The sequence below is a fragment of the Acidobacteriota bacterium genome, from assembly GCA_009861545.1.
Classification (GTDB): Bacteria; Acidobacteriota; Vicinamibacteria; order Vicinamibacterales; family UBA8438; genus WTFV01.
The window spans coordinates 1-20,164 of record VXME01000067.1 but is presented as its reverse complement, the minus strand read 5'-3'; the positions used below and the strand labels follow the sequence as shown (position 1 = coordinate 20,164).

At 70.2% G+C, this 20,164-nt stretch carries 15 protein-coding genes; 8 read left to right on the top strand and 7 right to left on the bottom strand.

Features of this window, described 5'->3' with window-relative positions; translation table 11 throughout:
• Positions 1-36: 36 nt before the first annotated feature.
• A complete protein-coding gene (locus F4X11_10495; GenBank protein ID MYN65443.1) occupies positions 37-588 on the top strand; it encodes a Uma2 family endonuclease in 552 nt (183 codons plus the stop codon).
• Positions 589-638: 50 nt separating this feature from the next.
• Here the strand turns inward: F4X11_10495 and F4X11_10490 are convergent, their stop codons facing one another.
• The 3 genes from F4X11_10490 to F4X11_10480 all read right to left on the bottom strand — a co-directional run bounded on the left by F4X11_10490 (position 639) and on the right by F4X11_10480 (position 3,897).
• The gene (locus F4X11_10490; GenBank protein MYN65442.1) at positions 639-1,517 is read right to left on the bottom strand and encodes a hypothetical protein; all 879 of its coding nucleotides are present in this window, start codon (positions 1,515-1,517) and stop codon (positions 639-641) included.
• A gap of 78 nt (positions 1,518-1,595) precedes the next feature.
• On the bottom strand, positions 1,596-3,401 hold the full coding sequence (locus F4X11_10485) for a beta-lactamase family protein (GenBank protein ID MYN65441.1): 1,806 nt from the start codon (positions 3,399-3,401) through the stop codon (positions 1,596-1,598).
• A gap of 61 nt (positions 3,402-3,462) precedes the next feature.
• Complete coding sequence (locus F4X11_10480; GenBank protein ID MYN65440.1) at positions 3,463-3,897, bottom strand: hypothetical protein; 435 nt, start codon at positions 3,895-3,897, stop codon at positions 3,463-3,465.
• 233 nt (positions 3,898-4,130) lie between these two features.
• Here F4X11_10480 and F4X11_10475 point away from each other — a divergent pair, with 233 nt between their 5' ends.
• From F4X11_10475 to F4X11_10460, 4 genes are read left to right on the top strand one after another with little or no spacing between them, the layout of a single operon-like run.
• On the top strand, positions 4,131-5,075 hold the full coding sequence (locus F4X11_10475; protein ID MYN65439.1) for an ABC transporter ATP-binding protein: 945 nt from the start codon (positions 4,131-4,133) through the stop codon (positions 5,073-5,075).
• 7 nt (positions 5,076-5,082) lie between these two features.
• Positions 5,083-8,586, top strand: a complete 3,504-nt coding sequence (locus tag F4X11_10470) for a hypothetical protein (protein ID MYN65438.1) — start codon at positions 5,083-5,085, stop codon at positions 8,584-8,586.
• Positions 8,587-8,611: 25 nt separating this feature from the next.
• Positions 8,612-10,009 (top strand): 3-isopropylmalate dehydratase large subunit, encoded by a 1,398-nt coding sequence (gene leuC, locus F4X11_10465; protein MYN65437.1) that lies wholly within the window; start codon positions 8,612-8,614, stop codon positions 10,007-10,009.
• 5 nt (positions 10,010-10,014) lie between these two features.
• Positions 10,015-10,602, top strand: a complete 588-nt coding sequence (locus F4X11_10460) for a 3-isopropylmalate dehydratase small subunit (GenBank protein ID MYN65436.1) — start codon at positions 10,015-10,017, stop codon at positions 10,600-10,602.
• A gap of 147 nt (positions 10,603-10,749) precedes the next feature.
• Here F4X11_10460 and F4X11_10455 read toward each other — a convergent pair whose 3' ends face one another.
• The 4 genes from F4X11_10455 to F4X11_10440 all read right to left on the bottom strand — a co-directional run bounded on the left by F4X11_10455 (position 10,750) and on the right by F4X11_10440 (position 16,906).
• Positions 10,750-11,634 carry a LysR family transcriptional regulator gene (locus F4X11_10455; protein MYN65435.1) on the bottom strand — a complete coding sequence of 295 codons (885 nt, stop codon included), beginning with the start codon at positions 11,632-11,634 and terminating at the stop codon, positions 10,750-10,752.
• Positions 11,635-11,685: 51 nt separating this feature from the next.
• Positions 11,686-12,246, bottom strand: coding sequence for a hypothetical protein (locus F4X11_10450; protein ID MYN65434.1), 561 nt, complete (start codon positions 12,244-12,246; stop codon positions 11,686-11,688).
• An 11-nt stretch (positions 12,247-12,257) separates the two neighbouring features.
• Positions 12,258-13,652: a hypothetical protein gene (locus F4X11_10445; protein ID MYN65433.1), complete on the bottom strand. Its 1,395-nt coding sequence runs from the start codon at positions 13,650-13,652 to the stop codon at positions 12,258-12,260.
• Between the two features lie 104 nt (positions 13,653-13,756).
• The gene (locus F4X11_10440) at positions 13,757-16,906 is read right to left on the bottom strand and encodes an outer membrane beta-barrel protein (protein MYN65432.1); all 3,150 of its coding nucleotides are present in this window, start codon (positions 16,904-16,906) and stop codon (positions 13,757-13,759) included.
• Positions 16,907-16,921: 15 nt separating this feature from the next.
• On the opposite strand from F4X11_10440, the gene F4X11_10435 reads away from it, so the two are divergent.
• The 3 genes from F4X11_10435 to F4X11_10425 form a co-directional block, all read left to right on the top strand.
• Complete coding sequence (locus F4X11_10435; protein MYN65431.1) at positions 16,922-18,112, top strand: 2-isopropylmalate synthase; 1,191 nt, start codon at positions 16,922-16,924, stop codon at positions 18,110-18,112.
• A 7-nt stretch (positions 18,113-18,119) separates the two neighbouring features.
• Positions 18,120-19,190, top strand: a complete 1,071-nt coding sequence (leuB, locus tag F4X11_10430) for a 3-isopropylmalate dehydrogenase (GenBank protein ID MYN65430.1) — start codon at positions 18,120-18,122, stop codon at positions 19,188-19,190.
• A 146-nt stretch (positions 19,191-19,336) separates the two neighbouring features.
• Positions 19,337-20,164: hypothetical protein (locus F4X11_10425; protein MYN65429.1), on the top strand; the 828-nt coding region annotated here is incomplete at its 3' end.

Sequence of the window (20,164 nt, the reverse complement as noted above, 5' to 3'; positions counted from 1 at the left end):
GGCATAATGACTCACGGATCCGGAGCTCGAACAATGATGGTCCCAAGTCGAGTCATGACGGCGGAAGAGTTGATTCGCCTGCCCGACGACAACTGTCGTTACGCCCTCGTCGGAGGGGAGTTGCAGCGAATGAACCCGTCGGGATTCGAACATGGCGCCGTCATCGTCAACCTGACCGTTCCTCTGGGACAGCATGTGAAGGCGCACCGCCTCGGCGTGGTCTGCGGCGCGGAGACCGGCTTCGTCCTGGCCAGGGATCCCGACACGGTGCTCGCGCCCGACATCGCGTTCGTCCGTCGCGACCGCGTGCCGGCGACCGGCCGCCCGACGTTCTTCTGGGAGGGCGCGCCGGATCTGGCGGTGGAAGTGACCTCGCCGGGGGATTCGCGCCCCGAGGTCGCCAGGAAGGTCGAGGTCTGGCTGTCGGCCGGAACCCTGGTTGTCTGGGTCGTGAATCCGAAGCACGCCTCGGTGGCGATCCACGAGCCCGGCCGGGCGGTCCGCCGCCTTGGCGAATCGGAGACGTTGGACGGCGCCCCGTTGCTGCCGGGCTTCAGCCTTCCGGTGCGCGAGATCTTCGCCCTGTAGAACGGGGGCTGGCCCGCGCCCGGCGTGGTCGCGCCCGGTGTCCCGCCGCGCTATTCGTCCACCTCGTCGAGGAGCTCGAAGTCCCGCCACTGCCGGAACTCCGCGCGGCGCGTGCGGCGGAAGACGACGCGCACGTCGCTGTAGGACTCGAACTGGATCCGCGCCCAGACGTCGCCGAGCACGGGGCCCCGGTCGAGCGAGCCCCGGGCCTGCTGGATCGAGCCGAGCATGCCCCACCAGAGGCGGACCCTGTCGATCAGCTCGAACTCGACGCGCGCCGGTTCGTGCGTTGCCCGGTCGATCCAGACGCGCCCCTTCGCCTTGTTGAGCGCGTAGTCGATGCGGCGCCGCACGGGGAGGCGGCCGGGCCGGGGCTCGAACGCGATCCGGTGGCTCGGGCGGTTGCGGAACGGTTCCTCGCCCTCGAGCGTGAAGACGTAGCGCGCGACGAGCTCTTCGTCGAAGACGATGGCGTCCTCGTCCTCCTCGGGCTCGTCGTCCCGCTCGCGCCGCCGCAGCTCTTCACGGAACTCCGCTTCCCGTTCGGCCACCCAGCCGCGCTCCACGGCGTTCAACGGCCGGTCGTCGATCGTCAGCCGCCGCTCGAACGGCACCCCGTCGATCGGGACCACCTCGTAGTCGCCGACGTCCCTGGTGCGCACGTCGCCGCTGCCATCGAACCGCCGGACCTCCTTCGTCATCCGGGACCGGTAGCGCGCGACGACGTTGTGCTCCTCGTACCAGACGGCGCGTTCGAGCGCCTTGAAGATGATTGCGCGGGCGGCATCGTCCCCGCCGACCGGCGGCTGAGCGACCGGACTCCCGCTTCCGAAAAGAACGGCGGCGAGCACCGGCAGGAAGGCCGGCAGCCCCCTGAAAGAGCTCCGCTGCGCTCGACCCGCGCGCACTCCCGCCCACCACCGGCGCATCGGATCATTCTGACCGATGTTGCACACCGCCGTCAGCGCAGTGGACGCGGGGTCGGACGGAGATGCTCGGCCGTCGGGTCAGCGCACCCTCCGGAAGGCGACCTTCCAGGCGCGGGACGTGCTCATCGTGAACCCCTCGACGTTCCCGCCGGCGTCGCGGTGAAAGGTGAAGTACCACCCGCCGCCGTAGAAGCCTTCCTCGAACGTGGAGAAGAGTCGAATGCGACCCAGCTTGCGGTGCGAGAGTACCAGGCGGCGGTTCTCCTCCCGGAACAAGTACCGCACGTCGAGGTCGTCGCTGTAGTACGACCCCGCGTACTCGGCCAGGCGCCCGATGGGGAGTCGAACCACCGGCGCGGCATGCGTGTAGACGCCGCGCAGGGATCCGCTGAGACGCAGCGTCGGTCCGTCCCCTGCTCCGCCGGGTTCGAACGTTGCCTCGGCGGCCGTGCCGGCGATACGGAATCTTCCCTCCGCGGTCGGACGTTCGTCCGCGAGCGGCTGGAGCGGTCGGCCGGCGCCGCCCTCGACAAGCAGCAGATCGTCGCCGCGGGCCACGATCTGCAGCGGGATGTCGTTCTCCGGGCTCCGGTAGTAGCCCGCCAGGGCGGCGAGCGCCCCGCGGTCGGGGGCGGCCCGCGAGGCAACCGCGCCGGCGGGTCGATCCGCCGGCGGGCCCGGCCGGTTTCTCGCGCGCCGGCCGTTTGCCGTTGGCGGCGCCGGCGGCAGGAAGACGTCGGCCGCGTCCCGCGCCAGACGACCCGGATCGGCCGTCCGTACATTGCACAGCACCGCCACGCCGAGGTCCTCGTCGGGAAAGCGCAGGAACTCGCTGCGGTACCCCGCGTCGGTGCCGCCGTGCCCGATGGTCGGCCGGCCGCGGTGCGTCCCGTGCACCAGCCCGAACCCGTAGGAGAGGCGCGCGCCGCCGGCCAGGGCGCCCTGCTCCTGGAGTTGCCGGAGAACGCCGCGGCCGCCGACCTCGCCGGTCCGGAAGTTCCGGTTCCAGCGTGCGAGGTCCTGCACCGTGGTGAAGAGGCTGGAGGCCCCGACCACGGCGAAGTCCGGGATGCTGAGGCGATAGCCGCCCGTGCGGCCGGACTCGTAGGCGTAGGCGCGGTTCCTGACGATCATCGTGTGATCGTCGCGGAACGTGGTCTGCGTCATGCCGAGCGGCTCGAACAGACGCGCGGTAGTGAACTCGCGGAGCGTCCGACCCGACACGCGCTCGACGACGACCGCGAGCAACGTGTACCCGGAGTTGCTGTAGAGGTAGCGGCTGCCCGGCGGGAAGTGCACGGCCGTCTGCCGCGAGAGCAGGTCGAGCACGTCTCCCTGGGTGATGACGTCCCCTTCCCAGCGCCACCCCGCCATCTGCAGCAGGCTCCACTGATCGCGAATCCCGCTCGTGTGGTGCGCGAGGTGGCGGAGCGTGACGGGCTCGCCGAAATCGGGAAGCTCCGGCACGTAGCGCCGGATGTCGTCGTCCCACGAGACCCGGCCGTCGGCGACGAGCAGCGCCACCGCCAGCGCCGTGAACTGCTTGGAAACGGATGCGACGTGGAAGACCGACGCCGGGGTGATCGGAACGTCGTACTCCAGGTTGGCTTCGCCGTAGCCCTTCGCGAACAGGATGTCGCCGCCCCGCATCACGGACACGGCGCAGCCGGGGGCGCCGCGCACGGACCACGGCTCGAAGATCAGATCGAGGCGGTTTTCCGGGTCGGCGCGCTGTCCGCCCGGCGCAACGACCGCCAGCGCGATCAGGAGGCAGACCGCAGCCGTCACGCTGGCTGCGAAGCGCGACCGCCGGCGCGCGGCTGGCATCGGCCCAGTGTAGTCGACGCGCGCTTCCACGGGGGCGCTGGAGGCTTCGGACGCCATGGAGGCGCCCGCCCCGGTTTCGCGGCGGGCGCCTGTCGCGGTCCCGTACGCCCTCCGGGGTTCATTGCCGCAAATCGCCGATGGCCGGCGGGACGCGCGGCTCCGGCGGATCGATGACCAGCAGGGCGCCGCGCACGACCACCTCGCGGCGTCCGGAGGCGCTGATCAGCTCGCCCACCACGTCGTACTCGCCGGCTGGGAATCCGTGCCACTCGAAGGTATGGAGCCGTTGGGAATCCGCGCCGGTCAGCCCGATGGTGGTGCTGCGGTAGAACGTCCCCGAGTCGGCGACGACTCTCAGCTCGTCGGTCTGGGCGGTCGGTCGGATCATTATCTCGATCTCGATTGTTCCGGGCGACTCGACGACGAGCCGCGCGGGCGCCGCCGCGGGGCGCGGAATCTGGCCGGCGCTGGTGGCGGCTCCGGCCCCCGTCGCCGGTGCGGCGAGCGACAGGGAGAGCAGACCGACCGAGAGAACGCGGTGCGTTGCCTGCATGGTTCACCTCCTCGTGCAGGGTCGACACGGATCGCCGGCCGGGACCGGGCCCGGCCCCGACCGGCGCACCAGCCCAATGTTAATGCCATGTAAATTACTTGTTAACCAGGAATTAACATCCCGGCGGTCGTCGGAGCGCCCTCCGGGTTCCGGATGCCGATCTTGAAGGCCGCGCGGACGATTCGCTATCCTGTTGGACTGAACAAGCCATGACTGCCGAGCCAATGCCGGTGATGATCGAGGCGACGGGGCTCTCCAAGTACTACGGAGCCTTCGTCGCGGTTCACGACATCTCGTTCTCCATTCCCCAGGGTCAGGTCGTCGCCTTCCTCGGGCCGAACGGCGCCGGGAAGACCACGATGATGCGGATGCTGACCGGGTACCTGGCGCCGAGTGCGGGCGAGGCGGCCATCGCGGGGCACGACGTCCGGCGGGATCGGATCGCGGCGTCCCGACGTCTCGGCTACCTGCCCGAGAACGGCCCGATGTACCCCGACATGACGCCGCTCGAGCTGCTGCGCTTTTTCGGGGAGGCGCGACGGATGGCTCCCGCGCTCCTGAAGGAGCGGGTGGACGCGGTCGTCGACCTGTGCGCCCTCGAGCTGGTGACCGGCAAGCCCATCGGCAAGCTGTCGCGGGGGTACCGCCAGCGCGTCGGCATGGCGCAGGCGTTGCTGCACGATCCGGACGTGCTCATCATGGACGAGCCGACCGCGGGGCTCGATCCGAACCAGATCCGCCAGTTCCGGGAGAACATCCAGCGGCTGGGGCGGACCAAGACGTTGCTGATCTCGACGCACATCCTGCACGAGGCCGACGCGGTTGCGGATCGCGTGCTCTTGGTCAACAGCGGCCGCCTCGTGTTCGACGGTCCGGTCGAGGAGCTGAAGGAGGACGGTTCTCTGGAGCAGCCCTTCTACCGGCTCACCACCGGCGGCGCGCCGCCGGCGAGCAACGGCGGTGAGCCGGACGCCCAGGCGGGGAGCGCCGGCGGCGAGTCCGGGGAAGCCGCGGCCGGCACCGACTCCGCGGCGGGAACCGACTCCGCCGAGAAGACGGACGGCGACGCGGGCGCCGCCGCGACGGAGGCTGCCGATTCGGAAGCGCGGGGGACCGCGGCGGACGCCGGCGAGACCGGCGTCGTCGAGCCGCAGGCCGGAAGCTCGTCGGAGGCGTGAGGTAGCGATGGGAGGCACAGTCAGCACGGCGGTCGTCAGCGCACTCGCGCGCCGGGATCTGCGGATGTACTTCAGCAGTCCCAGCGGCTACGTATTCATCACCCTGTTCATCTTTCTGAGCGCCGCGGCGGCGTTCTGGCAGGATCGCTTCTTCCTGCAGAACCTGGCCAACCTCGATCAGTTGAACGGGGTGTTTCCCTACCTGCTTCTGTTCTTCATCCCCGCTCTCACGATGGGGGTCTGGTCGGAGGAGAAGAAGCTCGGAACGGACGAGTTGCTGCTCACGCTCCCGGGCACCGATCTGGAGGTCGTGCTCGGCAAGTACCTCGCCGTGCTGGGCATCTACACGGCGTCGCTGGTCCTGTCGCTCAGCTATGTCGGGGTGCTCTTCTATCTGGGCGCGCCCGATCTCGGGCTGATGGCGAGCAACTACCTGGGGTACTGGCTGGTCGGCGCCGCGCTGATCGCGGTCGGCATGCTCGCGTCGCTGCTGACCCGCAACGCCACCGTCGCGTTCATCGCGGCCGGCTTGTTCTGTGCGGTGCTGGTAGCTGCCGGCCCGGCCACTGCGGCCGTCGCGCCGGGACTGGGGCGTGCGGTCGAGGCGCTCGGCATGTTCCTGCACTTCGACGACTTCGCGAAGGGGATCATCAGCCTGAGCGCGATCGTCTACTTCGTGTCGGTCGGGGCCTTCTTCCTCTACCTGAACGTCCTGGTCCTGAGCCGGCGGCACTGGCCGCGCAGCGCCGGCGGCTATCCGATGGCCCTGCACCACGCGGTGCGCGGGATCGCCGTCGCCGCCGCCCTGGTCAGCGCGGGCGTGCTGGTGACCAACCGGAGCATCCGCGTCGACGCCACGGCGGAGCAGTTGCATTCGCTCAGCGGCGAGACGCGGCGGCTGCTCGACGAGCTGCCCGCCGACCGGCCGGTCTTCATCCAGGCGTTCGTCAGTCCGGACGTGCCGGAGCCGTTCGTGCAGACGCGCTCGAACCTCATCAGCATCCTCGAGGAGATCGACGTCATCGCCGGCCCGCGGGTGGAGGTGCTCATCCAGGACACCGAGCCCTTCACGGACGCGGCGCGCGAGGCGCGCGAGACCTTCGGCATCCAGCCGCGGCCGGTCCGCAACGTCAGCACGGCGCGGTCGGAGGTGGAGGAGGTGTTTCTCGGGGTGGCGTTCACCTGCGGCGCCGAGGAGCAGGTGATCGGCTTCTTCGACGTGGGGCTGCCGGCCGAGTACGAGCTCATGCGGAGCATCCGCGTGGTCGCCGGGACCGAGCGCAAGCGGGTCGGCGTCGTCGCGACGATGGCCAACCTGTTCGGCGGGACCAACTTCCAGCGCAACCAGTTCACGCCGCAGTGGTCCGTGGTCACCGAGCTGCGCAAGCAGTACGACGTGGTCGAGATCAGCCCGGAGATGGCGATCGGGCAGGACGTCGACGCGCTGCTCGTGCCGCTGCCCTCGTCGCTGCAGACCGACGAGCAGGGCTTCGTCGCCGACTACATCCGTTCCGGCAAGCCGGCGCTGATCCTGGTCGACCCGCTGCCGGCCGTGAACCCGACGCTGTCGCCCTCGGAGTGGGTCGGCGACGGGAACCCCTTCACCTATCCGCCGGGGCAGCCCCGGCCCGGGCCGCGCGGCAACGTGCGCGAGTGGATCCGGAACCTGGGGGTCGACTGGGAGCCGACGCGGATCGTCTGGGACGCCTACAACCCGCACCCCGAGCTCGCCCACATGCCGGAGGACGTCGTCTTCCTCGGGGCGGGCAACGAGAACCCGGCGACCTTCGACGCCGGCGACCCGATGACGGCCCGGCTCCAGGAGCTGGTCCTGCTCTTCCCGGGGACCCTGCAGGCGGTCGCAGATCCACGCTTCGAGTTCCAACCGCTGCTGCGCTCCGGCATGGTGTCGGGCGCCAACGGCTACTTCTCGCTGGTGCGCGGCACGCCGTTCGGACCGCAGGTGAACCCCAGCCCGCCGCGCCGGCAGGACGACGACGACTACATCGTCGCGGCCCGGATCCGGTCGGTGGGCGGCGGAGCGGCGGACGAGGCTGTCGCCGAGCCGGAGCCGGAGCCGGAGACCGGGGCCGCCGCGTCCCCGGAGGCAGCCGAGCCGGACGCCGAAGCCGTAGCGTCGGTCGTCGGCGCGGAGCCGGCCGCGGAGCCCGAGTCGGACACGGAGGCGTCGCCCGAGTCGGATGAAGCCGCCGAGGGCGCCGCCGGGGTGGAGTCCGGAACCCCGGAGGCGGCGGCCGAGGCGCCTGAACCGGAGGCGGCCGCGGAAGACACCCCGGAGGCAGCCGAGGCGCCTGCGGACGAGGCGGAGGCCGACGGTCCGCGCGAAGCGGAAACGGACGAGACGGCCGAAGCCGCCGGCGGGGTCGGAGCCGAAGAGGCGGAGTCGGAACCCGCCGCATCCGCGGAAGCCGCGGCCGAGGCTTCGACCGCGGAGACCGCGGCGTCCTCCGCGAGCCAGACCGCCGAGTCGGCCGAGCAGCAGGAGTCTCAGCCCGAGCCCGTCGAATCCGCCGGGACGCCCGCAGAGGCGCAGGCGCCCTCGGCTGCGCAGCCTCCCGTCGCGGAGTCGGAGGAGGAGCAGAGTGCCGGGCCGGCTGGCGCGGCCGACACCGCGGAGTCGGAGGATGAGCAGGCCGCCGGGCCGGCTGGCGCGGCCGACACGGCGGAGCCCGCCGGCGCGGCCGACGAGACGGATCCCGCCGCGGAGTCCGAGCAGGCTGCGGCCGCCGAGCAGGCTGCGGTCGCCGAGCCGGAAGCGCCCGCCGCCGAGCTGGAGGCGCCCGCCGCCGAGCCGGAAGCGGCGGCCGAATCGGAAGCGGCCGCCGAGCCGGAATCCGACGTTGCCGCCGAGGGCGACCCCGAGCCGGAGGCAGCCGGCGACATCGATATCATCGTCGTCGCCGACCTCGACTTCATCAGCGAGCAGTTCTTCCAGATCCGCGAGCAGGCGCCGGGCGGGCTGAACTTCGACAACATCACGTTCTTCCTGAACGCGATGGACACCCTGCTCGGCGAGGACGCGTTCATCGATCTCCGCAGCCGGCGCGCCCGGCACCGGACCCTGGAGCGGGTCGAAGCGCAGACGGCCGAGTTCATCGAGCAGCGGACGGCCGACGAGCAGCAGGCCGAGGCGGACGCCGAGGCGGCCCTCACCGAGGCGCAGCAGCGCCTGAACGACCGCGTGGCCGAGCTGCAGGCGCGCAACGATATCGACGCGCAGACCCGGCAGATCATGGTGCGCAACCTCGAAGAGGTGGAGAACCGGCGGCTCGAGGTGCTGTCGGCCAACATCGAGACCGAGAAGGACACGCGCATCCAGGCCAGCCGCGAGAACATGGAGGCCCAGATCCGCCGGATCCAGACCTCCATCAAGACGTTCGCGATCCTGCTGCCGCCGGTGCCGGTGGTCTTGCTGGGCATCGCGATCTTCGTCCGGCGGAGCCGGCGCGAGCGCGAGGGCGCGGCGGCCGCGCACCGCCTGCGGGAATAGCGGGACAGAGAGGATCGAACCGCACGTGGGACAGACGCTGCTTCAAAAAGCCTGGGATCTGCATACCGTCCGGCGGCTCCCGTCGGGGCAGACGCAGCTCTTCATCGGCCTGCACCTGATCCACGAGGTGACGACGCCGCAGGCGTTCGACATGCTGCGCCAGCGCGGCATCGGGGTCGCGTTTCCCGAGCGGACCTACGCGACGGTCGATCACATCGTGCCGACGCTGGATCAGACCCGGCCGTTCGCCGACGAGCTCGCCGAGCAGATGATGGCGGCGCTCGAGCGCAACTGCCGCGAGTTCGGGATCCGTTTCTCGGACCTGAACACCGACCGGCAGGGCATCGTCCACGTCATCGGCCCCGAGCTGGGCCTGACCCAGCCGGGCCTGACCATCGCCTGCGGCGACAGCCACACCTCGACCCACGGCGCGTTCGGGGCGGTGGCGTTCGGCATCGGGACCTCGCAGGTGCGCGACGTGCTGGCGTCGCAGTGCCTCGCCATCGATCCGCTCCAGGTCCGCCGGATCTCGGTTTCGGGCGCGCTCGGACCGGGCGTCTACGCCAAGGACGTCATTCTCGAGATCATCGCGCGGCTCGGCGTGCGGGGCGGCGTGGGCTTCGCCTACGAGTACGGCGGCGCGGCGGTCGAGCGGATGACGATGGACGAGCGGATGACGATGTGCAACATGTCGATCGAGGGCGGTGCCCGGATCGGCTACGTCAATCCGGACGAGACGACCTTCGCGTACCTGGAGGGACGGCCGTTCGCACCCGCCGGCGATGCTTTCGAGCGCGCGAAGGAATGGTGGCGGTCGATGGCCTCGGACCCGGACGCGGCCTACGACGACGTCGTTCAGCTCGACGGCGCGGCCATCGAGCCGCGGGTGACCTGGGGCATCAATCCGGGCCAATCGGTCGGGGTCTCGGAGCGGATTCCTGACCCGGCGTCCGCCCCGGCCGACGCGGGCGCCGTCTCCGAGGCGCTCGACTTCATGGGCTTCACCGCCGGATCGCCCATCTCCGGGACCCGCGTCGACGTGGCGTTCGTGGGCTCGTGCACCAACTCCCGGTTGTCGGACCTGCGGGAAGCGGCGCGGGTCGTGAAGGGGCACCGGGTCGCGTCTCACGTCAGGGCGCTCGTCGTGCCCGGATCGAAGAACGTCCGTCGCGCGGCGGAGGCGGAGGGCCTGCACGAGATCTTCCGGGAGGCGGGCTTCGAGTGGCGCGGCGCGGGCTGCTCGATGTGCCTGGCGATGAATCCCGACCGCCTCGACGGGCGGGAGGTGTGCGCCTCGTCGTCCAACCGCAACTTCAAGGGGCGGCAGGGCAGCCCGACCGGCCGCACGCTCCTGATGAGCCCGGCGATGGTCGCCGCGGCCGCGGTCGGGGGCGAGGTGACGGACGTGAGGACCCTGCTGTGAGCGAGCTGAGACCCATCGACCGCATCGCCGGAACCGCCATTCCCCTGCGCGGCAACAACATCGACACCGATCGGATCATCCCGGCCCGCTATCTGAAGGCGATCACCTTCGACGGTCTCGGCGCGCACGCCTTCGAGGACGACCGGGCGTCGATGCCCAACCACCCGTTCGCGAACCCGGCCTACGCCGGCGCGTCCATCCTGGTCGTCAACGAGAACTTCGGCTCCGGGTCGTCGCGGGAGCACGCGCCGCAGGCGCTCAAGCGCTGGGGAATCCACGCCTGCGTCGGCCAGTCGTTCTCGGAGATCTTCCTCGGCAACGCGACGACCATCGGCCTGCCGTGCGCGACGGCCGCACCCGAGGACGTCGAGACGCTGATGGCGACCGCCGAGCGGGCGCCGGCTACGCCGATGGTCCTGAGCGTCGACACCCAATCCATCGAGACGGCGGGGCGGACCGTGCCGCTCGGCATGCCCGCCGCCGTTCGCGATTCGCTGCTCACGGGGCAGTGGGACGCGACGGGCCTTCTGCTCGCCGACTTCGACGACGTCCGCCGCGTCGCGGACGGCCTGCCGTACGTCAGCGGTTTCTGAGTCCGCTGATCTCGCCTCTGATGCGGAAGCTCGTCGTCAATCCGGAGAGTCCGGACACCCCTGCTCCGGTCCGGATGTAGCGCCGCCAGGACCGCGCCGGGACGGATTGCTACGCAACCACGGTTGACGGAATCGCCGGGACGAACGTTACGCGGCGGCGACGGCCCGCGCCGCGTCCAGGAAGGCCGCGGCGGCATGTGACCTCTCCCCTGCGCGACGGTACACCAGACGCACCTGGCGGGGGAGCCGGAGCTGGGCGACCTGAACCGCGGCCAGTTGTCCACGGGCGATCTCGGCCAGCGCGCAGCGCTTCGGCAGCAGGGCCACCCCGAGCCCCATCTCCACCGCGCGCTTGATCCCGTCCAGGCTTGGCAGCCCGATCTGGATGTTGATCGACGTGTGCCGCTGCTCGTAGAGCCGGAGTACCCGCTCGCGGGCGGGCGACGCCTCGTTGTGCGCGATCACCGTCTGGCGGCCGAATTCCTCCATGGTGACGCGCGACCGCCTCGCCAGCGGATGGCGGGGATCGATGAGCATTACGAGCTCGTCCTCCCCCAGAGACAGCGACTGCAGGCCCCGCTCGCGCGGCGGGAAGGTCAGCACGCCGAAGTCGAGCGAGCGGCTGAGCACCTCCCTGGCCACCTGCCGGGCCGAGACGCGCCGTACCTCCACTTGCGCGTGCGGGTGATCCGCACGGAAGCGCTCGACGATCGGCAGCAGGACGTGCACGGCCCCTTCGTTGGCGCCAATCAGGACCCGGCCGCGCCGCAGGTCCTGCAACTCGCGCACGGCGCTCTCGGCTTCCGCCTTGAGCGCGGTGAGGCGCTGCGCGTAGTCGAGCAGCAGCTCGCCCGCCTCGGTCAACTGGCCGCCCTTCGAGGAACGGTCGAACAGCCGCTCGTCGAGCTCGTCCTCGAGCCGCCTGATGGCCTGGCTGACCGCCGGCTGTGTCCGATGCAGCCGTTCGGCCGCGCGCGAGAAGCTGCGCTCGTTGGCGACGGCGAGGAAGACCTGCAGCTCCGCTAGGTCCATGGCCGGTAACTACTATACGCCCGACCTTATGAAAGCGGCGCGTCGATAAGTTCAGTCGACGACGTAGCTGAACAGCTTGAACTCGCCGTCGCGCTCGAGGATCGAGCCGAACAGCGCGAGGGCGAGGTCATTGCCATCCTCGTCGCGCAGGTCGAGAACGGTCTCGCGATGCACACGGTAGGTCCGGTACGGGGTGGTCTCGCCGGTGAACCGCACGGCGACGAGCTGGAACCGCTCTCCCCCGTGGCGCGCCATCAGCCGCCGCAGCGCGTTGCGGCTCTTCTGATGCAGGTCGCCCCAGGCATAGTCGAAGGGCACGCCGCGCTCCGGGCGGCTCGACGGCAGGTCGGGCCATACCGCGGTCCGGAACTCGATCTCGGAGAGCGCCAGGCTCTCGAGCTCGTCGGCGTCCCGCGCCGCGAGGGCGGTCAACATCGCATCGCTCAGCGCTTCCGGCGAGGAGAAGGTGCGGTGAAGTGGTGGCGAGAGGGCGTGGTCGGCGCTGGCGCCGCAGCCCACCGCCATCCACGCGGCGACGAGCACCGCAAACGGCAGGCAGGCGACGAAGGGAACCCTGGGCCGCTGCAGCCGACGACCTCCGTTTCCGTTCACGCGCCGCCGCGCTAGTTGTGAGAGAAGTCGGTCCATCCTTCGAACCAGTTCTCCTGTCCCGAGCCGGCCGGCCCGACCGCGCCGATGAAGTTCGCGACCTCGAAGAACCCATCGTTCGGCGGCACCGCGGGACGGACCATGCCGGAGATGGCCGGCGACAGGTCGCGCGGTGCGAAGTTGCGGGTCGGATTCACCAGGTCGTACGGACAGAACGCGCACAGGTGGGACGGTTCGCCGATCTCCGGGTCGATGAAGTGGACGTCGGACGATTCTTCGACGATGTTCTTCGTCGGCTTCGTCGCTTGCCCGTCGTCGCTGTCCGGCTTGAACTGCCCGTCGCAACCGTCGACGAGGCAGTTGCCGTAGATGATGCCGCTCTGCAACGTCAGCTCGCCCGCGGTTACCTGATCGAAGGTAGCGGAGTGATCGATGTCGATGGACGCTTCCTTGAACCCGCTGATGATGAAGTTGCGGATCGTGGCGGCCGTGCCTTCGCGGAGCAGCATGCCGATGTCGCTCTCCTCGCCGGGAAAGTCGTAGGGGTCCCCGAGCAGCGTCACGTTGTAGATGGTCGGGTCGGAGCGGGGCGTCAGGTTGTTGTTGTCGCCGTTGTTGTCGGACTCGAAGCCATTGTCGGCGTCGTCGCCGATCTGCTGGGCAATCAGGAACTGGGCCTTGCCCTGCCAGCCGTCCGTCCAGTCGATGCTGTCGTCGGCGATCGCGAAGCAGATCACGTGCTTCACCTCGACCGTGCCGCCGAAGAACTCGAGGCCGTCGTCCTTGTTGAACTTCACCATGACGTGGTCGACCTCGGTTCCCCGTCCGACGCCCTGGAACGCGATGCCATTCAGCTCGTTGTCGGGACTGAACTCGCTGCCGGCGAACTCGACCCGCACGTAGTAGAGGTGCCCGCTGTCGTCGTCCGGGTCGGTGCCGCCGTACACGCCGGTATCGCCTTCGCCCTCCGCCTCTCCGCCCGGCACGTTGAGCGGCGCCCGCCCGTTGATGATCAGGCCGCCCCAGTCCCCGCGCGCGCGGTCGCCGATTTTCTGGTCGCTGGTCATGACGATGGGGGCGTCGGCCGTGCCGTTCGCCAGAATCTGCGCGCCCCGCGCGATGATGAGCGTGCCGTTGGTCGAGGACCGGCCGAAGACCTCGGTGCCCGCCTCGATGGTCAGGCGCGCCGGCTCCTCGACGAACACGGCCCCGTCGAGCAGCCAGAGGGAGTCCGCCGTGAACGTCGTGTCGGCGGTGATCCGCCCGCTGACGACGCAGAGCTGATCGTCCTCGTGCGGCGTGCAATCGATGTTCGCCTGAGCGGATGGGGATGGACCGCTCCACGCGGCGGCCGCGGCCAGCGCTCCCGCCGCGAGCACGCGGCGAGCGGCTCGCGACATGGTCGGCATGCGGGTCCTCGTTCGATTCACCTCTGTCCCTCGCGAATTCCAGGTCATTGCTGATGTCGTCTCCGTGCGGCCAGCGTTCGGGCTGGCGGGAACCGCTGCTGGTGTTACGGGTGATACGTGACGCCGAAGCTCAAGGACCTTCCCAGGTGGAAGATGCGCTGCGTGGGTCCGTCGCCGCCCTGCGTGAACTCGAACGGCTGGTCGGTGAGGTTCGTGAACGCCATCCTCACGCTGGCCCGCTCGAAGCGTTTCGACAGCACGAAGTCGAGCGAGTGCCGGCCCTTCTCGACGATGTCGGGCAGTCCCAGCGATCCGACGTCGCTGATCCGATCGTCGAAGTAGTTGAACAGGAGGCGCCCCGAGTAGCCCATGCCGCGCACTTCGAACAGCGCGTTGAACAGGTTCGCCGACGTGCCCGCGAGCGGCCGCACCAGCGATGTCTGCACCTGCCGCGCGGCCGGCGACAGCGTCACCTCGGAATCGACATAGGTGTAGTTCGCGCCGACCAGCAGGTGGGGGCCGATCAGCGAGCGGGCCTCCAGCTCGAGGCCGGCGTTGTCGGCGGTCTCGGCATTGGTGAACGACGTCCGCAGCTGCGCGGTCGGCTCCACGGTCCGCTCGATGGGGTCGTCGAACCGCTTGTAGAAGAAGCTGGCCGCCAGCACCTCCTCGGCGCCCGGGAACCACTCCCACCGCAGATCCAGGTTCTGGATCAGCGACTGGTTCAGGTCGGGATTTCCCACGATGGCCCGCCCGCCGACCACGTCGGTGAACTCGAACGGAGAGACCTCGCGGAACTCGGGCCGGTTGACCGTCTGGCTGTAGCCGAGCCGGATGTTCTGCTCGGGGCGTACCGCGTAGACGAAGTTGACGGCGGGGAAGAGATCGGTCTCGTCGAGCGTCGCGCGCCGCACGTCGCCCGTCTGCTGGTCGATGGTGCCGGCGAAGGGGTCGAGCGTCTCCACGTCCTGTCGGAACTGTTCGATGCGGGCGCCGGTCACGAGGCGGGTCGATGCCGACAGGGGCAGGTCGACCATCCCGTAGAACGACGTGACCGTCTGCGCCGCGTCGTAGCGGTCGGTCCCGCGAGTTTCCTCCTTGAGCTCGAACGCCTCGCCGATGTTGCCGGTCGTGAAGAGCTGCTCGGCCGGCAGCGAGAGGTCGACGCGTGCGGTGTCCGGACGTGCGTGGCCGAGCCGGTGGCTGAGGTCGCGACCGCTCGCCCCGGCGAAGATCCCGCCGAGGGTGCGCGGCACGAAGCGAAGCCGGCGCGCCTGGAAATCGCGGCTCCGGTCGATGTGATTGCCGCCCAGCTTCACCTGCGAGGCGAGACCGTCCCACTGTTCGAACAGCGTGCTCCAGTTGGCGCTTCCTTCGAAGCTGTCGTCGGTCAGGTCGTTGAACTGCCGGAGGCCGCTCTGCGACTCGTCGGCGAGCACGAACGCCTGCCGCGCCGGGTCGGACTCGTAGAGGACCTCACGCAGATCCGGTTCGTCGCGGTCGGCGCGCGACAGGGCGAGCTTCCAGTCCAGCCGGCTGTTCGACAGGGTCGGAAACACGTGCTCGCCACCGAGGTGATGGCTCGCGATCTGTTCCTCGACCCACCAGAGCCGCTGGTTCCGGATGTCGTGGCCGGCGTCGTCGTTGTAGCCCTGGAAGCGGCGGGTCTCGTTGGTGCCGACGTGCGTGTAGAAGTTGTCGAACGACAACCGCTGGTTGGGCGAGAACTGGTAGGCGATGTTGCCGACGCCGCCGACGGTGCCCGACCGCTCGGTGGTTTCGAAATCGTACGGGCCGTTGAACGGCTCGATGGCGCCGCCGCCGCCGACCTTGTAGAAGGTGCGTTCTTCCCGGGTGAACTGCGAGCTCTGGGCGTGCCGCAACGTGGCGACGATGCCGAGATTGCCGAACCGGCCGCCGAACAGCGCGTTGTACGACTGGTCTGCCGGGAGCGACCGCGTTTGCGGATCCCAGATGTTGCTGAACTGCTCGCCCATCCGCTCGAGTTCGTCGCGCGAGAAGCCGAGCGTGCCCGAGAAACGTCCGCCGCGGGTCACCTTGCGGTCGGGGAACCCGGCCGGCAGGGAGCGTGTGCCGTCGTCGAACCCCAGCCAGTCGCGCCCGCCGCCCGGATACCCGAGCCCCATCGCACCCGTGGTCAGGCTGTTCCAGCCCCCGCCGGCGGAGAGCTCGAACGAGGTGGCGTCGGGCAGCTTCATGGGCACGATCTCGACGAGCCCGCCGGCGAACTGCGACGGCTTGTCGGGGGTGTAGGTCTTGCTGACCTGCACGCTGTCGATGAGGCCGGTGGGGAACAGGTCCAGCGGCACCACGCGGCGATCCGGCTCGGTGGTGGGCAGGGTGGCCCCGGCCAGGGTCGTGTTGCTGTAGCGCTCGCCCAATCCTCGGACGAAGACCGACTGACCCTCGACGACGGAGACGCCGGTGACGCGCTGCATGGCGTCGGCGGCGCTGGAGTCGTTGTTGGCCGACATCTCGACCGCGCCGATGTTGTCCTGCACCGCCGGGGCGCGCATGCGCATCATCATCTGGGCGGCCGCGGTCGACGAATCGGCCTCCAGCGTCGGCGCGGTGACGACCAGCTCCTCGGCGAAGACGTTCGAGCCGAGGGCCACCTGGACCGCCGCCAACCGGCCCGCCTGCACCTCGACGGTCACGCTCGTCTCGGCGTAGCCGGCCATGACGATCCGGATCTCGTGTGTCCCGACGGGCAACTCGAGCCGGTACCGACCGTCGAGATCGGTGTAGGCGACCTGGCCGGTGCCGACCGCTTCGACGGGCACTCCCGGGAGCGTGATGGCAAGGTTCTGGTCGATGACCTCGCCCGCGACCCAGCCGACTTCCTGGGCGTGGGCTGGCGCCGCGGCGATGACCGTCGACACCAGGATCGACCCAATCATTCTGCGCATGTGGTTCCGTTCTCCAACTTCGTGGTGTCTGTGCCCGACGACCTTGAAGTGCTCGTCATCAGCAAGTCGAGAAGACGATAGCCAAGGGGTGTAACCGGCCCATGACCGGGCGGTTAAATCAGCGTAAAACGTGTTGCGGAGGAAGTTCGACGGGTCCGGCGGCGGTGGTCCGGACACGTCCACGGCGAGTCGGCGGTCCGGGAAGCCTTGCCCGACGGCGCCCGGCGGCGGCTTGGCAGAATAAACACTCTTGATTTTTATGTAAGAATTATAACTTTGACTTGCAGCGGGCAGGCCGGGATAGAGTAAAGACATCACATCCATTCAGGCGGGAGCACCATGGCCAAGGACAGATTGATCATCTTCGACACCACCCTGCGCGACGGCGAGCAGTCGCCCGGATTCTCGATGAACACGGACGAGAAGATACGGCTCGCGCGCCAGATCGAGGCGCTCGGCGCCGACATCATCGAGGCGGGCTTTCCGATTGCGTCCGACGACGACGCGCACGCCGTGGAGCTCATCGCGCAGGAGATACGGCGCCCGGTGATCGCGGCCCTCGCGCGCTGCAATCCGGCCGACATCGAGCGGGCCGGCGAGTCGCTCCGTCCGGCGGAGCGCTCGCGCATCCACACCTTCATCGCCACCTCGGACCTGCACCTGGAGCGCAAGCTGCGGATCGGCCGGGACGAGTGCCTGCGGGCGGTGACCGACGGCGTGACCCAGGCGCGGGGCTATACGGACGACGTCGAGTTCTCGGCCGAGGACGCGACCCGCAGCGACATGGACTTCCTGTGCAGGGTGGTCGAGACGGCCATGGCCGCCGGGGCGACGACCATCAACCTGCCCGACACCGTCGGCTATTGCACGCCTGAGGAGATCGAGGAGTTCTTCGCCGAGGTGCGCGGCCGGGTGCGCGGCGCCGACGGCGTCGTCTTCAGCGCCCACTGTCACGACGACCTCGGCCTGGCCGTGGCCAACTCGCTGGCCGCGATGCGGGCCGGCGTGCGCCAGGTGGAGTGCACCATCAACGGCATCGGGGAGCGCGCGGGCAACGCTTCGCTGGAAGAGATCGTCATGGCGACGCGGGTCAAGCCCGACCGCCTGCCCTACGCGACCGCAATCGATACCACCCAGCTCGTGCAGACGAGCCGGCTGCTGGCCGAGCTGACGCAGGAGCCGGTGCAGGCTAACAAGGCCATCGTCGGCCGCAACGCGTTCGCGCACGAGGCGGGGATTCACCAGGACGGCGTGATCAAGGACCGCCGCACCTACGAGATCATGACCCCCGCGGACGTCGGCGTCGAGTCGACGCTCGTCCTCGGCAAGCACTCCGGGCGGCACGCGGTGAAGAAGCGCTGCCAGGATCTCGGACACGAGCTGAGCCGGTTCGAGCTCGATCGGGTCTACCGGGAGGTCATCGCCCTGGCCGACCGCCAGAAGTCGGTCAGCGACGACGACGTGACGGCGATCGTGGCGCGTCTGCAGGCCGCCGCACCGGTTGCCGCGACCGGCCGGGGCGTGGCCTGAGCCTCGCATGCACGCCAACATCGCGCTGCTGCCCGGGGACGGGATCGGTCCCGAAGTCGTGGACGCCGCGGCGGACGTCCTGCAGGCGGTCGCCGCGGGTCGCGGCCACGACTTCGCCCTGACCCGCTCGCGCTTCGGGGCCGCCGCCCTGCGCGCCGGCGATCCGCCCCTGCCGCCCGCCACGCTCGATACCTGCCTGGCGGCGGACGCGGTGCTGCTCGGCGCGGTAGGCGATCCGGCTTTCAGCGAGGGACCGCGGGAGCGCCGCCCGGAGACGGGATTGCTGGAGCTGCGCAAGGCGCTCGGTGTCTACGCCAACCTGCGCCCGGCGCGGGTCTGGCCGGGGCTCGAGGACGGGGGCTCGCTGCGGCCGGACACCCTGCACGGCGTCGACTTGCTCATCGTCCGGGAGCTGATCGGCGGCATCTATTTCGGCGAGCCGCGCGGCCGGACGGACGACCGGCGGGAGGCCTTCGACACGATGCGCTACGCCGCGCACGAGATCGAGCGCATCGCGGTCGTCGCGTTCGAGAGCGCCCGCGGCCGGCGGAAGCTGGTCACGTCGGTGGACAAGGCGAACGTGCTCGAGTCCTCGCGGTTGTGGCGGGAAGTGGTCACCGAGGTGGCCGCGCGCTATCCGGACGTGGACCTCGAGCACCAGCTCGTCGATTCGTGCGCCATGCGGCTGGTCTCGGCCCCGGGATCGTTCGACGTCATGCTGGCCGGTAACCTCTTCGGCGACATCCTCTCCGACGAGGCCGGCGCGGTGGTCGGCTCGCTGGGGCTCCTGCCGTCGGCCAGCGTCGGGGGCGGGGGCGGCCTGTTCGAGCCGGTGCACGGCTCCGCGCCCGACATCGCCGGCAAGAACGCCGCGAACCCGGTCGGCGCCATCGCCTCGGCCGCCATGCTGCTGCGCCACGCACTCGGCCTGGGCGACGAGGCCGATGCCGTCGAGACGGCGATCGGCGGCGCGCTCGACGCCGGCTGCCGGACGGCCGACCTGGCGCGGGAGGGGGAGTCGTCGCTGCGCTGCACGGAGATGACGCGCGCGATCATCGACCGGCTCGCTTCCGGATAGGAGTTTCGCGCCAGCGAAACTCCCAACGCGACCAGAGGTCGCGCGCCGACGGCTCGCAACGGCTCCGGAACCGGTAAACGCATACCGGCGGTCGGGCGTCTTGAAGGAAGGCAGGTCGAAGGGGGGACTACTTGCCGAACCACGCCGTGAGAATCACTGCCCGGCACGCGGCGCCGTGGGCGCTGGCAGGCTTGGTCGCATTGCCCGTCGCGGCGATTCCGGCCGCGTCGCTCGCGCAACCGGCGCCGGACCCCGCGGCGCTGGCGCAGGCTTCGCCGCGGCACGGCGCCCTTGCCGTCGCCCCCTTCTTCAACATTTCCGCGGAGGCGGCCGACGACTGGATCGGGACCGGCATCGCCGAGACGGTGTCGGCCGATCTCGAACGGCTCGACGAGGTGTCCGTCGTCGGGCGTGAAGCACTGCTGGACGAGATCTCGGCGGCGGGCGTCGATCCCGGGTGGACGGGGACCGCTGATGCGGAACGGGTCGTGCGCGAGGCGAGCCGTCGGCTCGGCGCCGCGTGGCTCGTTGCCGGCGGCTACCAGCGGATGGGCGATCGGATGCGGATAACCGCGCGTCTGGTCGACACCGGGAGCGGCGCCGTGGCGGCCGGCGTAAAGGTCGACGGTGCGTTCGAGGATCTGTTCGCTCTACAGGACCAGGTCGTTCAGGAGCTCGACGCGGCGTTCGATGCGGCGGCCAACGGCGGCATGTATCCGGCCGGGAACGGCAACGGGAACGGCTTCGCGGGCGGCGCATTCGACGGTGCTCCGCGGATCGGACCCGGCGCGCCGCCGTCGGGTCGCGGCGGATCGTTTCGCGCGCCCGGTCGGCTCTCGGACCTCCCGCCGCGGGCCGGGCCTGCGGGCAGACCGGGCGAGCCTGCGGGCGGGGGCGGGGGGCCCCCCCCCGCCCCCCCGCCGGCGGCCCCCCCGGCGCCCCCCCCCCGCCCCCGCCGCCGGGGGGGGGGGGGG